This window comes from Leeuwenhoekiella obamensis, from assembly GCF_055391795.1.
This window is the reverse complement of sequence record NZ_AP029251.1, coordinates 1,635,685-1,650,898: the sequence shown is the minus strand read 5'-3', so window position 1 is coordinate 1,650,898 and position 15,214 is coordinate 1,635,685. Positions and strand designations below refer to the sequence as shown.

Genomic DNA, 15,214 nt, shown 5'->3' with positions numbered 1-15,214 from the left:
ACCTTAATAAAACCGTGTGATGACTCAAGATACCATTCACAAAAATTCGATTTTTAAATATCAATCTAAATGGGAAAACCTGCTAGATGATGAACATTTTCATAAAGAACTTTGTGAGGATATTCTGGAGCCATACATTCTTAATCAGCGTTGGTATGGCGGTAAAGCAAGCGCTTTAAAATATGTTGAGATCATAGATCATTTTCCTATAGAGCGTGGTGATGAGCGCTATTATGGGCTTGTGCTTGAGGTAAATTTTAAGGAAGCTTTTGTGCAAAATTACTTCTTGCCAATAGCTTTTGTTACAGATCCGGCTTACGCCAAAGGTGGAATCGCGTATCTCAACCTAGACGGGACAGAAGGTTATCTTATTGATGCACTTTTTCTTGAATCTTTTAGAAAACAGATCTTTGAAAAGATACTAGAAGGAGAGAAAAACAAATACAAAGAAGTAGCGTATAGAAGAGGTTTCAGTAATACATGCCAGTCTTACGAAAGCAGTAGATTTCTAGGAGCAGAGCAGAGTAACACTTCTATAGTTTACAACGATAAATACATACTTAAGATCTTCAGAAGGGTTTATGTTGACGAGAATCCAGATTATGAGATCAATAAATACTTGACTCAAAAAGGGCATTTTGCAAGTACGCCAAAATACCAAGGTAGCATTACTTTACGCTTTAGCGATAACAATGTGATGACGCTTGGTCTGCTACAAGAACTTGTACCTAATCAAGGCGATGCGTGGGAATTTTATACAAATAATCTTAAAGCGGCTTTCGCCAAATTATCTGAGCAACAATCAAACCTGTCTGAGATAAAGGCATTGAAGCATTTTCAGCAAATTACGCTGAAGGAATTGCCAGAGAATATTTTAAGCTGGTGTCCGCTTGAGTTTTTTGAAGATGTTGAGCAATTAGCAAGACGAAGCGCACAAATGCATATCGCTCTTGGTCAAGAAAGAATAAACAACGCGTTTACGCCGCAAGCCTTTGGTAACGATTATACGGTTTGGTTAAAAAACCGACTGATATACATGTTTGAGAATCGCATGAATCTTGTGGAGAATAATCTTCATAAGCTAGAAGATATGCGACTTGAGCTGGCGCAAGAGTTCATGAACAACAAGAAATTGATCAGAAAACGCTTGTTAGATTTTGATGAAACTAAGCTTAAAAGTGAGCGCTTAAGAATTCACGGCGATTATCACTTGGGTCAAGTACTGGTGAATGACAGAGATTACTTCATTATCGATTTTGAAGGAGAGCCAGAAAGTACAATTCGCGACAGGAAGGTAAAACAACCGCCTATTAAAGATATCGCTGGGATGTTCCGTAGTTTTCACTATGCCATCTATGCAACGATCTTTAATAATAAGCAATCACTAGATTATGAATATGAAGAACTATTTCATGTAGCTGAAGCTTTATACAGCTATATGGTAGGCATATTCTTAAACACATATATTAAAGAAGTTCAACAAGCCAATCTTAACATAGGCTACATTAAAGAAATTGAGTTCTTGCTCAATTACTGTTTGCTTGAAAAAGCCGTTTATGAGCTTGGCTACGAACTGAACGCGCGCCCACGATGGGCCATAATTCCGCTTAAAGGAATTTCTAATATTCTAAATGAAACCAATGATGAGTAACGTAAAAACGTATAGTCTTTTTACAGAATTTGATATCGATCTTTTTAAATCCGGAAAACACTTTAGACTTTATGAGAAGTTAGGTTCACACCCCATTGAAGTTGATGGAGTAGATGGAACTTATTTTGCCGTCTGGGCGCCTTCTGCAAAATCTGTAAGTGTTATAGGAGACTTTAATTATTGGTTAGAAGGAGAGCATAAACTCAATGTGCGTTGGGATAGCAGCGGTATTTGGGAAGGTTTTATCCCTAACGTTGGCCCCGGTACAGTTTATAAGTACAAAATACAATCGCATAACAACGATATAAAAACAGAAAAGGCAGATCCTTTTGCGTTGAGAAATGAGCATCCGCCAAAAACAGCTTCGGTGGTTTATGGCTTGGATTATAAATGGCAAGACAAAAAATGGATGGATACTCGTGCTGAGCATAATAGCATTGATAAACCATTCTCTGTTTATGAAATTCATTTAGGCTCATGGCGAAAAAAAGCCGAAGAGAATAGAAGCCTTAGCTATACAGAACTGGCAGATGAATTAGTGGACTATTTGGTGCAAACCGGATTCACACACGTAGAATTCATGCCTATAATGGAATACCCTTATGATCCTAGTTGGGGTTATCAATTAACGGGATATTTCTCGCCTACATCACGCTTTGGTTACCCGGAAGAATTCATGCTTCTGGTAGATAAATTACACCAAGCAGGAATAGGCGTGATCTTAGATTGGGTGCCTTCACATTTCCCTGAAGATGCGCATGGTCTTGGATTTTTTGATGGTTCAAACCTGTATGAACATCCAGATAAAAGAAAAGGTTATCACCCAGATTGGAAGTCGCTGATCTTTAATTATGGTCGCAACGAAGTGCGTGCATTCCTGATAAGCAATGCGATATTTTGGTTAGAAAAATACCATGTAGACGGTTTGCGAGTTGACGCTGTAGCCTCTATGTTGTATCTAGATTACAGTAGGGAAGATGGAGAATGGGAGCCAAATGAATTTGGCGGTCGCGAAAATCTAGATGCGATCTCCTTCTTCAAAGAATTGAACGAAACAGTTTATGCAAACTTTCCGCATGTACAAACCATAGCAGAAGAATCAACCAGTTTCCCGATGGTTTCAAAACCAACTTTTATAGGAGGTTTGGGCTTTGGTATGAAATGGATGATGGGCTGGATGCACGACACGCTTGAGTATTTTAAAAAAGAACCTATTTACAGAAAACATCACCAGAACGACATAACCTTCAGTATGACGTATGCGTTTACTGAGAATTTTATGTTACCGCTATCTCACGATGAGGTAGTTTATGGCAAGCGCAGTTTGCTAGGTAGAATGCCGGGAGACGAGTGGCAGCGTTTTGCGAATCTACGTTTGTTATTTAGCTACATGTATTTTCATCCAGGTGCAAAATTGATCTTTCAAGGAGGTGAATTTGGTCAGTCTGAAGAGTGGAATTTTCAAGAAAGTCTAGACTGGCATTTGCTGCAATATGATTATCATTCTGGGATTCAAAAAACCATTACAGAACTTAACAAGGTTTACAAATCATATCCTGCTTTATACGAGAAACAATTTTCTGGCGAAGGCTTTGAATGGATAGAGTGGAACGACAGCGAAAATTCTGTTTTAAGCTTTACGCGAAAAGGTAACAAACCCGAAGAAGCTGTTCTTGTGGTTTGCAATTTTACACCCGTGCCTAGAGAAGGCTATCGTGTAGGTGTTCCTGAAGAAATGCTTCCGAAGAATAAAACGCTACATCAAATTTTTAATGGTAACGCTGAAGCATTCGGCGGTAGTGGAGATTATCTAATTCAAAAAGTTAAGGCAGAAAATGAACCTTGGAATGGTAAGGAACATTCAGTAAAAATTGACCTACCACCACTTTCTGCCGTAGTTTTTTTCGCGAAAGCGAAAAAGTAATCAACAATTAACGTTATAGTAATTTTTTTTATCACCAATACTTTACAATTAAGCATTGAATAGCTTTGCTTTGTAGGTGTTAACTCCTAAGCCTATGATTACTAATACTGAGCTTGTAAATAAAGGAAATCAATTTCCTAACAAAATATCAGATTTTAAACACGAGGTTGATACACTCACCTTCACCACCGAAAATAAAGTTGTTTTGCAAGTCACGATTTTGCGTGATAGTGTGATACGTTTTAGATACGGTACTCGTGGAATTCTTGCAGAAGATTTTAGCTACGCTATTGATCAGGATGATATGTATGTGGGCTATAATAAGCTTGAAATTACTGATGATACTCTCAATTATATAATCACAACAAATAAGCTTGTTGTGAAGATCGCTAAGGCTGATCTTAAGGTTAAGATCTTTGATACTAAGGGCGTTTTGATCAATGAAGATGAGTTAGGTTTTCACTACGAAGAAACCTTTGAGAATGGAGGCATTGTGCCAAAAATGAGCAAGCGTTCTACCCATGGCGAGAGTTATTATGGGCTGGGTGATAAGCCTATGCACTTAAACTTGCGCGGTAAGCGCATGCAAAACTGGGCAACAGATTCTTATGCTTTTGGTAAAGATCACGACCCAATTTACAAAACGGTGCCATTTTACATCGGCTTGACGCAAAAGAAGGCCTACGGTATTTTCTTTGACAACACCTTTAGATCGTATTTTGATTTTTGTCAAGAGCGTCATGATGTATCAAGTTTTTGGGCGCTCGGGGGCGAAATGAACTATTACTTCATCTACGGGCCAGATATGGGCGAGGTGGTTAAGAGTTACACAAATCTTACAGGAAAACCAGATCTACCACCTATGTGGACGTTAGGTTTTCATCAATGTAAATGGAGCTATTACCCTGAAGCTACTGTAAAAGCAGTAACAAGTAAGTTTAGAGAATTACAAATTCCGTGTGATGCGATCTATCTAGACATAGATTACATGGAAGGATTTAAATGCTTCACCTGGAATAAAGATTACTTCCCAGAACCTAAGCGAATGGTTAAAGAACTAGCAGAGCAAGGTTTTAAAACCGTTGCGATCATAGATCCGGGAATTAAGATAGAAGATGATTACTGGGTTTATGAAGAGGCTAAGAAAAATGATTATTTCTGTAAGCGTGCCGATGGACCTTATATGATAGGTAAAGTTTGGCCTGGTGAATGTAATTTCCCAGACTTTACAAATCCAGAAGTGCGTGAGTGGTGGGCTGGATTATATAAAGAGTTGATCTCAGACATTGGCATTCGCGGCGTTTGGAACGATATGAACGAGCCTGCAGTAATGGAGGTTCCTGGAAAAACTTTTCCTGATGATGTGAGACACGATTATGACGGTCATCCATGTAGTCATAGAAAAGCGCATAATATTTATGGAACGCAAATGGCGCGTGCTACTTATGAAGGTGTAAAGAGATTTACTTACCCTAAACGTCCATTTGTTATTACAAGATCTGCTTACAGTGGTGCACAGCGCTACACCTCATCATGGACGGGAGATAACGTTGCGACATGGGAGCATCTTTGGGTAGCTACCGTACAAGTACAACGTATGTGTATGAGCGGTATGTCTTTTACCGGTACTGATATTGGTGGATTTGCAGAGCAGCCTACAGGAGAATTATTTACACGTTGGGTGCAGCTTGGAGTTTTTCATCCATTTTGTAGAGTGCATTCATCTGGTCATCATGGCGATCAAGAGCCGTGGGCTTTTGATGAAGAAGTAACAAATATCACACGTAAGTTCATCGAGATGAGGTACACTTTGTTGCCGTATCTATATACGATGTTCTATGATTATGTGACTAAAGGAATTCCGTTGCTTAAGCCACTTGTGTATTATGATCAAGAAGATGCACAAACACATTACAGAACAGATGAATTTATCTTTGGAGATAAGATCTTTGTTTGTCCTATTCTAGAACCTAACAGTAAAGGTAGACGTATGTATCTTGCTCGTGGTCGCTGGTATAGCTACTGGGATCATACAGTTATTGCTGGTGGTCGTGAACTGTGGGTTGACGCAGATATTGATACTATTCCTATTTATGTAAAAGAAGGATCTATCATTCCTAGATATCCTGTTCAGCAATATGTGGGAGAGAAAAAGATAGAAGAGCTTACGCTAGAAGCTTATTACTGCGAAGGAACTGAAACAAGCCATGTCTTTGAAGATGCAATGGATGGTTATGATTACAAAAAAGGTAGATATAGTTATCGTGATTTCAGATTTACGGGTAAAGCTAAAGAGGTAATAATTCAACAACACAAAACAGGAACATTTGAATGTGATTACGAGAAGCTAAAATTTAAGTTGATCGGGTTGCCATTTGAGGTTAAAGAAATAGAAGTTGATAACGTGGTTCTTGATCTAGCAGATTTGCAGTACGAGAAGCAAGAGGGTGTTTTCAGAGTACCTAAGAACTTTACTGAGATACATATTTTAGGATAACGTTAAATGCTTTTGCTAAAGTTTAGCTAATCCTAAAACGCTCAGAGAGCAATCTTTGTACCTTTCGGCACTAACCTTAATTAACTACTATGAAAATTAAAAATATCTTTGCCGGGCTGGTATTTGTTTTGCTGGTTTTTTCGTGTAAAACGAGTCCTTTTACCGGTAAGAAGACCTTGAATTTTGTAAGTAACGAAGAGTTATTCCCTATTTCGTTTCAACAATACAATCAATTTTTATCAGAAAATAAAGTAGTGTCTGGAACTGCAGATGCTAATATGGTAAAACGTGTAGGAGCAAAAATTGCAAATGCTGCTGAACGTTACATGACAGCTTTGGGATATCCAGGATATCTTAATGATTACAGATGGGAATATAACCTTGTGCAAGATGAAGCGATAAACGCTTTCTGTATGCCTGGAGGTAAAATTGTGGTTTATACAGGGATTTTACCGATCACTCAGGATGAAACAGGTCTTGCAATGGTTATGGGGCACGAGCTTGCTCACGCACTTGCAAATCATGGTGCACAACGTATGAGCGCTGCACAATTACAACAAGTTGCTGGCGCAGCTGGTGGACTTGCTTTAGGAGATTCTAGAGCAGGACAGATCTTTAGTCAATATTATGGTGTAGCTTCAGATGTGGGTGTAATGCTTCCATTTAGCAGAAGTCAAGAAAGTCAGGCAGATGAGATAGGAACAATAATCGCTGCAATTGCTGGTTATGATCCTTATGCTGCTCCTAAACTTTGGGAAAGAATGGCTCAAAAAGGTGGAGCAACACCTCCAGAAATTTTGAGTACGCACCCTTCTCCACAAACAAGAATTCAAGATCTTCAGCAGATCGCTCCTAGAGCGGTAGAAGAGGCTAAGAAATTTGGGGTAACCCAATTCAAATAAAATTTTAGATAAAATAATATTACAGAAGCCGCTCAATTGAGCGGCTTTCTTAATTTAGAGCCCATAAATCTATCTGCTAATGGCAACTCTAGAAAAAGGAAGTAAAAAACTACTCAACGCTTGGGCCTTTTACGACTGGGCAAACTCTGTATATTCTTTGGTCATTTCTTCAGCTGTGTTCCCTATTTTTTATGGAGCGCTTACTGTTTTAAAAGATGACGACGGCAACGTTTTGACAGATAGAGTTCAATTCTTAGGGATGGACCTCAACAATGACACGCTTATAAGTTTTGTTACGGCAGCAGCGTTTTTAGTGGTTTCGTTCTTGAGTCCGTTTTTGAGTGGTATTGCAGATTACGTGGGGAATAAGAAGATCTTTATGAAGTTCTTTTGCTATATGGGAGCTGTGAGTTGCATAGGTCTTTTTTGGTTCAATATGGAGCACCTTTGGTTCGGTCTTCTGTGTTATTTCTTGGCATTGATCGGGTTCTGGGGAAGTTTAGTTTTTTATAATTCTTATTTACCAGACATCGCATATCCTGAGCAACAAGATAAAATTAGTGCTAAAGGTTATTCTCTAGGCTACATTGGTAGCGTGATCCTGCTTATTGTTTGTCTTGCGATGATCTTAATGTATGACACCTTTGGTTTTGAAGACGAAGGTTTGCCCACAAGACTTTCATTTGTGCTTACTGGTGTTTGGTGGATAGGTTTCAGTCAGTACACCTATTTCTATTTGCCAAAGGGTAATAAAAAGCAAAAGCTTACGCGAAATGTTCTCTTCAACGGTTTCAAAGAATTGAAGAAAATTTGGCATAAGCTAAAACAAAACAAACCGCTACGCCGCTATCTTGCTGCATTTTTTCTGTATAGTATGGCTGTGCAAACCATCATGCTTATAGCAACATATTTTGGTATTGAAGAACTAGATTGGGGCGAGGCAGACAGTACCACAGGATTGATCGTGAGTATACTTTTAATACAGTTGGTCGCAATTCTAGGAGCGGTTTTAACCTCTCGCGCTTCCGCGAAATATGGAAACATACAAACCCTAATCGTGATCAATTTTATATGGATCGCGATCTGCGTTTATGCATATACGATCACAGTTCCGCTACAATTTTATATTACAGCCGCCTTTGTAGGTCTTGTAATGGGCGGAATACAGTCACTTTCTAGATCTACCTATTCTAAATTGATACCTGAAGGTGAAAAAGACACAGCTTCTTTTTTCAGTTTTTATGATGTTGCAGAAAAGATAGGAATTGTGATAGGTCTGGCAAGTTATGGCTGGGTAGCCGAAGTAACGCACAGCATTCGTAATGCGATACTGTTTTTTATTGTGTTCTTCGTGCTGGGGGTGATTCTACTTTTTAGAGTTCCGCGAAAGCGTGTAATAGAATAAATAAAAAGGGAAAGTCCGTTATTCAGACTTTCCCTTTTTTTCTTTAAGTATAAAAGGAGTTCTATTTCTTTCTCACTTTACCAGAGCCTGAAACTTTGATATCTTCTCTGGAAGTGTTGCCAGAATATGAGATATCGCCGCTACCGCTTACTCGTGCCGTAAGAGCACAATCATCACAGTCAAAATCAATATCACCACTACCAGCAACCGCCGCATCAATATTTCTTACCGTTAATTGATCGGCCTTTACATTACCGCTACCCGCAACACGCATCTTAACTTCATCAGTATCTCCAGAGAGTTCAAGATTACCACTGCCGGCAACAGATGCTTCAATTTCTTGAGCTTCAACCTCAATGTTAAGATTACCGCTACCTGCAACCGCACATTTAAAACGAGAAGTTTTTATAAGATCTTGGCCAGTAACGTTGCCCGAGCCAGCAAGGTTTACCTCATTTAAGGTAGTAAAGGGAACTGTAACCTTGATCTTCCCACTCGGGCGGACGTTATACCCATCTTTTATTTTGATCTTCAGCTTATCGCCATTAGTTTCAGTGATGATATATTCCATCAGGTTTTCATCTGCTTCAACCGTGATTTTTCCCTCATTACCTTTTACCAGATCAACGGTAAATGGGCCGCCTATTGAGACTTCGTCATAATCTGCTGTAGAGCGAGTTTCAGTTTTCATATCGCCGTTTCCTTTTACTTTTCGCCATTGGGCTTGCGCCGAAAAAGCTAACGACATGATGAATAGAATAAGAATTACTTTTTTCATAATTGTTGATTTTTTGATTGAATTTAATTTCTATAAAAGCTCACGCTTCCATATTCTGTATTGATGTTGACCTTGTTCTTTGCTGCTGGGCTACCGTGATAACCGTTGTAGTATTTTTCAGTAGACTCTGTGCGACGTTTTATGATCTCAAAATCGTCTTCACCGCTTAAGCTTCCATACTCTAGATTGATATCAAAAGTAAATGTGTAACCAAGATCGTAACCTAGTTTAATTCCCGTATAATCTGATTGAATAGTTACGTTGCCTGCTTTTGGCGTAAGCCTATCAACCTTTATACTACCGTAGTTTGAGTTGATGTTGAGGTCGCCGCTTACATCACCTATTTTTGTTGTAAGATAATCTCCTTTACCAAAGATCTTACCGGTGCTGTCTACAGATAAATTGCCATAATCACAGTTGTAATTGATGCTTTTTACTTCTCCAAAAGCTGACTTTGAATAATCTGCACTAAGCTCAATATAATCTGCTTTTTCTACAGTAAAAGACGAATAATCTGCATTGATCTTTCCGGTTTTCATGTAGCCTATGGTGCTGTTGTTTGTGTAATCAAACTTTAGCAAATTGTCACTAGCATTGAGTTCACCAATTTCTAGTTTACCATAATCACAGCTTATTCTCGCATTACCGTTGATGCGGTTAAGATATATCGCACCATAATCGTTGCTAAGATTAACCGAGTTGTTCACGGGAACTTTAATGGTGTAGTTGATCTCCATGTTGATGTTGTTGTTTCCGCCTACCCAGCTTTTCCACCAGGAGCCGCTTGCTTCTTCAATCACTGTGCGTGCCGAAACCAGTGTGCTGCTTGCATCAAAGATCACATCAATATCATCTAACCTTTGTTTTACCTTCTCTTCATCATTACCGTTTGTCTTTACAGTAACCTGAATCGAGGTGTAATTCTGATCCCAAGAGGTGATATCTAGATTTCCGTAACGATTACTGATTTTAAGACCAGCGTTGTCATTCACAGTGAATTCTCTTTTGATCTTTTTTTCTTTAGTGTACCTGCCTTTAAAGCTATCAGGATCACTTGTTTTATTAGCAAAAGCAGTAGTGCTTGCTATAAAAAACAGGAGTAATATTTTAAAGTAAATTATCTTCATGATTTGTAGTGTTTAGTGTTTTTAGTTCTTCGATCTCATCTAATACTTGGTTAAGAAGGTCAATACGTGCCTGAAAATTTGAGATCATAGCATGTATCACTCTTCTATCTTCGCCACTATCAGCGAGATCTTCTTTTAGTTTGTCATAATCTTTTTCTAAGACATTAAGTTGCTTAAGAGCATCTTTGATCAATGCCTCAGTAAGCGGACTTTGCTCTTGTCTTAGCGAGTAAAGTTCTTTTTCAATTGCTTGTGTAAAGAAATCTTGTGTTTGTTGCATTTCAGGAGATACCGCAGCTAATTCTTTACCAGAAGATTGATTAGGCGTAAGCATCACAATACTTATGATCGCAACTATTGACGCTGCCACAAGCAAAGGTTTCCACCAGTCTAGCGATCGCACCTTAGTTTTTTTCGCCTTAGCGCTATTTAATTTATGAAGAAAGCGTGCCTGGTGATCATTTGCGGGTTCTGCAATGTCCCAGCAATCCTGCTTTTCTTTAAATAAATTGTCTAGATCATCTATAATCATGACTCCACAAGTTTTTTTCTTAGACTTTCTTTAGCTCGTGACACCATAGTTCTGCAGTTTGCATAACTAATTTTCATAATGTCGCTTACCTCTTCATAGTCATAACCTTCAATTAAATGTAGGGTTAGCGAAACCCTATAATTATCTTTAAGCGTTGCGATTGTGCGCAAAACTCTTTTTACTTCGCTAGTGTTTGAGTTGCAATCTTCAGGGTTGTCATTGTCGCTTAACCAGTAGAGATCATTTTCCAGAGGAACTTCACCCATTCTGTTTTTCTTTTGATAACTATTAAGGCTATTATTCACCACGATGCGTTTTAACCAACTGCCAAATGTGGAATCACCCTTATAACTATCCAGTTTTGTAAAAGCGCTCAAAAACGACTCTTGCATTACATCCTCAGCCTCCGCAGTATTTTTTGTAATGCGCAGGGCAGTGTTGTACATAGCTTTATAATAGCGGTTATAAACCTCTAGCTGTGCACTCTGATGGCCCGTTTTGCATAACTGCAAAAGCTCTTCAATATGATGGTCGGTTAGTGTCAAATTGTTTTAAAGCTTCAGTATAAAGATAGGGGCAGTGGTAGTTTGTTACACTTTGAGAAAAAATATTTTTTTGCCTTTCGGCGAAAGCGACTCAGACACGACCCACCATGGCATAACAATTGAATAATTAGGGTGGTTGATAAAGGTAAAATGCCTTAACTCACAGGTTTTTAAGAGATAATAACACAGTGATCGTAAGATCATGAAGCTCAAATTAGTAAGTTTGAGTGACATACTGACGTAATATATTTTATGGCTAGAACAAAATTTACAAACATTGACAGTTTGTCATTGCAGGATATAGATGGAGAAGCAGAGTTGATCCCGCTTATGACGCCTGAAGATGAAGATGAAATAAACCGAGAAGAATTACCAGAGACCCTGCCGATTCTTCCCTTGAGAAATACCGTACTTTTTCCTGGAGTTGTGATCCCTATCACAGCAGGAAGAGACATGAGTATTGATCTTATCAATGAAGCAAACAAAGGAAGTAAGATCATAGGTGTAGTTTCTCAGAAGGATGAGGAAGTTGAGAATCCAGGTCCCAATGATATAAACTACATAGGTGTTGTTGCACGAATACTGCGTGTGCTTAAAATGCCAGATGGTAACGTTACCGTAGTTATTCAAGGTAAGAAGCGTTTTAGAGTTTCTGAGATCGTGACAGAGAAGCCATATCTAGTAGCCACAGTTGCAGAAGTGCCAGAAGAACGCCCAGAACCAGAAAATGAAGAGTTTGCCGCGATCATTGAAAGTATTAAAGAACAGTCTTTAAAGATCATTAAAGACTCACCTAATATTCCTAGTGAAGCGGCTTTTGCGATAAAAAATATTGAGAGTAATTCTTTCTTGATCAACTTCGTTAGCTCAAATATGAGCCTTAGCGTTGAAGAAAAGCAAAAACTACTGGAGATAAACAGTCTTAAAGACAGAGCGCTTGAGACCTTGCGTCACATGAATACAGAGATGCAGAAGCTTACGCTACGCAATGATATTCAGAATAAGGTTCATAGCGATATGAGTCAGCAGCAGCGTGAGTACTTTTTGCATCAGCAAATGAAAACCATTCAAGAAGAGTTGGGTGGCGTTTCTCAAGAAGGTGAGCTAGAGGAAATGCGTGAGCGCGCAAAATCAAAAAAATGGGACGAGAAGGTTGCAAAGCACTTTGACAAAGAGTTGGCAAAAATGCAGCGTATGAATCCTCAGGTTGCTGAGTATAGCATACAGCGCAACTATCTTGATCTTTTTCTAGACTTACCGTGGAATGAATTCAGCAAGGATAAATTTGATCTTAAAAGAGCTAAAAAGATCCTTGATAGAGATCATTACGGTCTTGATGACGTTAAGAAACGTATCATAGAATATCTAGCAGTGCTTAAGCTGCGTAATGATATGAAGTCGCCTATATTATGTTTGTATGGACCTCCGGGAGTTGGTAAAACTTCGCTGGGTAAAAGTGTAGCAGAGGCTTTAGGAAGAGAATATGTAAGAATGAGTCTTGGTGGTTTAAGAGATGAAGCTGAGATACGTGGTCATAGAAAAACCTATATCGGTGCGATGCCAGGAAGGATCATTCAGAATCTTAAAAAGGCAGGCACAAGCAATCCTGTTTTTGTTCTTGATGAGATCGATAAGTTGAGTAACAGCAATCAAGGTGATCCTTCATCTGCTTTGCTAGAAGTTCTTGATCCAGAGCAAAACGGTGATTTTCATGATAATTTCCTAGAAATGGGCTTTGACTTAAGTAAAGTCATGTTTGTTGCGACAGCAAATAATCTAGGGTCTATTCAACCAGCATTGAGAGATCGTATGGAGATCATCAATGTTTCGGGTTACACCATTGAAGAAAAAGTTGAGATCGCTAAGCGTCACTTGCTTCCTAAACAATTAGAAGAGCACGGCGTAAAAGCAGATCAGCTTAAGATCGCTAAGCCACAACTAGAGAAAATAGTTGAAGGTTACACGCGAGAATCTGGTGTGCGTGGTCTTGAGAAGCAAATCGCAAAAATGGTTCGCTATGCAGCGAAAAACATTGCGATGGAAGAGGAGTATGAAACCAAAGTGAGTAATGATATTGTTATTGACGTTTTGGGTTCACCCAGATTAGAAAGAGGAAAATACGAGAACAATGATGTTGCTGGTGTTGTAACAGGTCTTGCTTGGACTAAGGTAGGTGGAGATATTCTTTTTATTGAATCTATTCTATCTAAAGGAAAAGGAAACCTAACCATTACTGGTAACCTAGGTAAAGTGATGAAAGAAAGTGCTACCATCGCGATGGAGTACATTAAAAGTCACGCCGAAGAATTGAATATCGATCCGGGCATTTTTGAGAAATACAACGTACATATTCACGTGCCTGAAGGCGCTACTCCAAAAGATGGACCAAGTGCTGGGGTTACAATGCTTACGTCGCTAGTTTCTTTGTTCACGCAACGCAAAGTGAAGAAAAGCATTGCTATGACTGGTGAGATCACCTTAAGAGGTAAGGTATTACCAGTAGGCGGAATTAAAGAAAAGATCCTTGCCGCAAAACGCGCAAGAATTAAAGAGATCTTACTTTGTAAAGAAAATGAACGTGACATTCTTGAGATCAATCAGGAGTATTTAAAAGGGTTGACCTTTCATTACGTAAGCGATATGAGCGATGTGCTTAAGTTTGCGGTCACCAATAAAAAAGTTGAGAACGCTAAAGTTCTATAAATATTAAAACCCCGGTTTATCCGGGGTTTTTCTTTTTGGGGCAAACCCAGATAAAACCCTTAAATTTCTTTTGTCAAAATAATTTATACTTGCATCCGTTTTTATTTAGACTCAAGAAGTTGCTGTTCATGCGAAATATTATCATTCTTTTTCTTTTTTGCATTATGAGTCTTACTGGCTTTGCACAGATAGGAGGGCGGGCAACATATCAATTTCTTAATCTTCCTGCTTCGCCTAAGCAAGCTGCGCTGGGCGGTAAAGTGCTTACAGATTATGCCTATGATCCCACAAGTGCGATGTTTAATCCTGCTACGATTAATGTAGAGATGGATAATAACGTTTCGCTTAACTACATGAATTATATCGCAGATGTTAATTATGGTACGGCCAGTTATGCATATTTGATAGACAGGCATACACAAGTGATCCATGCTGGTGTTACCTATATTAATTATGGCAATTTTGCTGGCTATGATGAGCAAGGTAATGCTACGGGAGATTTTGGTGGAGGTGAAGTGGCGCTTTCTGTAGGGTATGCGATGAATATTCCACGTAGTGACTTTTATGTGGGGGCAAATCTCAAAATGATCTCCTCAAAGTTAGAGCAATATACATCTCTGGGAGCTGCGCTAGATCTGGGGATAATTTATGTCAATAAAGAGCTTAATCTTAATATCGCTGCGGTAATTCGCAATGCCGGCACGCAGTTCGCGGCATATGACGATGTTTATGAGAGTTTGCCCCTTGATGTAGCTTTAGGATTTTCACAACGTGTACCTAATGTCCCTGTGCGCTGGCATGTTACTTTTGATAACTTACAAAATTGGAATCTCGCCTATGAGAATCCCGCGCGCAGCACAACAGATCTTAATGGCAATGAAACTGCTGAAGATGTAAATTTCTTTGATGAATTTGCACGGCATACCATCGTGGGCGCAGAGCTTTTTCCAGAAGGCGGATTTAATATCAGGCTGGGCTACAACTTTAGAAGAGGCGAAGAACTACGCGTGATAGATCAACGCAGTTTTGCAGGAATTAGCGCAGGCTTCTCGATCAAGTTTAATAAATTGCGCCTGAGTTATACCTACGCAAAATACAACAGCGCAGCAAGCTCAGGATTCTTTGGGTTAAACCTTCAACTCTAATACTC

General features: G+C 39.0%; 11 protein-coding genes. 7 read left to right on the top strand and 4 right to left on the bottom strand.

The window, feature by feature from the left end; translation table 11 throughout:
• Positions 1–19: 19 nt before the first annotated feature.
• The 5 genes from ACZ5L8_RS07360 (at position 20) to ACZ5L8_RS07340 (ending at position 8,379) form a co-directional block, all read left to right on the top strand.
• The gene (locus ACZ5L8_RS07360) at positions 20–1,651 is read left to right on the top strand and encodes a maltokinase N-terminal cap-like domain-containing protein (RefSeq protein ID WP_464440606.1); all 1,632 of its coding nucleotides are present in this window, start codon (positions 20–22) and stop codon (positions 1,649–1,651) included.
• Complete coding sequence (glgB, locus tag ACZ5L8_RS07355; RefSeq protein ID WP_464440933.1) at positions 1,644–3,575, top strand: 1,4-alpha-glucan branching protein GlgB; 1,932 nt, start codon at positions 1,644–1,646, stop codon at positions 3,573–3,575. The genes ACZ5L8_RS07360 and glgB overlap by 8 nt, the downstream gene beginning before the upstream one ends.
• A gap of 94 nt (positions 3,576–3,669) precedes the next feature.
• Entirely contained in the window at positions 3,670–6,072 is a 2,403-nt protein-coding gene (locus tag ACZ5L8_RS07350) for a glycoside hydrolase family 31 protein (RefSeq protein WP_464440605.1), read from the top strand.
• 89 nt (positions 6,073–6,161) lie between these two features.
• Positions 6,162–6,974 carry a M48 family metallopeptidase gene (locus ACZ5L8_RS07345; RefSeq protein WP_464440604.1) on the top strand — a complete coding sequence of 271 codons (813 nt, stop codon included), beginning with the start codon at positions 6,162–6,164 and terminating at the stop codon, positions 6,972–6,974.
• Positions 6,975–7,053: 79 nt separating this feature from the next.
• Complete coding sequence (locus tag ACZ5L8_RS07340; RefSeq protein ID WP_464440603.1) at positions 7,054–8,379, top strand: MFS transporter; 1,326 nt, start codon at positions 7,054–7,056, stop codon at positions 8,377–8,379.
• A gap of 61 nt (positions 8,380–8,440) precedes the next feature.
• Here the strand turns inward: ACZ5L8_RS07340 and ACZ5L8_RS07335 are convergent, their stop codons facing one another.
• The 4 genes from ACZ5L8_RS07335 to ACZ5L8_RS07320 are packed head-to-tail and all read right to left on the bottom strand — an operon-like array spanning position 8,441 to position 11,361.
• Positions 8,441–9,157: a head GIN domain-containing protein gene (locus ACZ5L8_RS07335; protein ID WP_464440602.1), complete on the bottom strand. Its 717-nt coding sequence runs from the start codon at positions 9,155–9,157 to the stop codon at positions 8,441–8,443.
• Between the two features lie 23 nt (positions 9,158–9,180).
• Positions 9,181–10,284, bottom strand: coding sequence for a DUF4097 family beta strand repeat-containing protein (locus ACZ5L8_RS07330; protein WP_464440601.1), 1,104 nt, complete (start codon positions 10,282–10,284; stop codon positions 9,181–9,183).
• A complete protein-coding gene (locus ACZ5L8_RS07325; RefSeq protein WP_464440600.1) occupies positions 10,265–10,816 on the bottom strand; it encodes a hypothetical protein in 552 nt (183 codons plus the stop codon). Before ACZ5L8_RS07325 ends, ACZ5L8_RS07330 begins: the two co-directional genes overlap by 20 nt.
• Positions 10,813–11,361 carry an RNA polymerase sigma factor gene (locus ACZ5L8_RS07320; RefSeq protein WP_464440599.1) on the bottom strand — a complete coding sequence of 183 codons (549 nt, stop codon included), beginning with the start codon at positions 11,359–11,361 and terminating at the stop codon, positions 10,813–10,815. Before ACZ5L8_RS07320 ends, ACZ5L8_RS07325 begins: the two co-directional genes overlap by 4 nt.
• Before the next feature lie 252 nt (positions 11,362–11,613).
• Here ACZ5L8_RS07320 and lon point away from each other — a divergent pair, with 252 nt between their 5' ends.
• Together lon and porQ are read left to right on the top strand one after the other, a co-directional pair.
• The gene (lon, locus tag ACZ5L8_RS07315; protein ID WP_464440598.1) at positions 11,614–14,064 is read left to right on the top strand and encodes an endopeptidase La; all 2,451 of its coding nucleotides are present in this window, start codon (positions 11,614–11,616) and stop codon (positions 14,062–14,064) included.
• Between the two features lie 128 nt (positions 14,065–14,192).
• Complete coding sequence (gene porQ / locus ACZ5L8_RS07310; protein WP_464440597.1) at positions 14,193–15,209, top strand: type IX secretion system protein PorQ; 1,017 nt, start codon at positions 14,193–14,195, stop codon at positions 15,207–15,209.
• Positions 15,210–15,214: the final 5 nt, after the last annotated feature.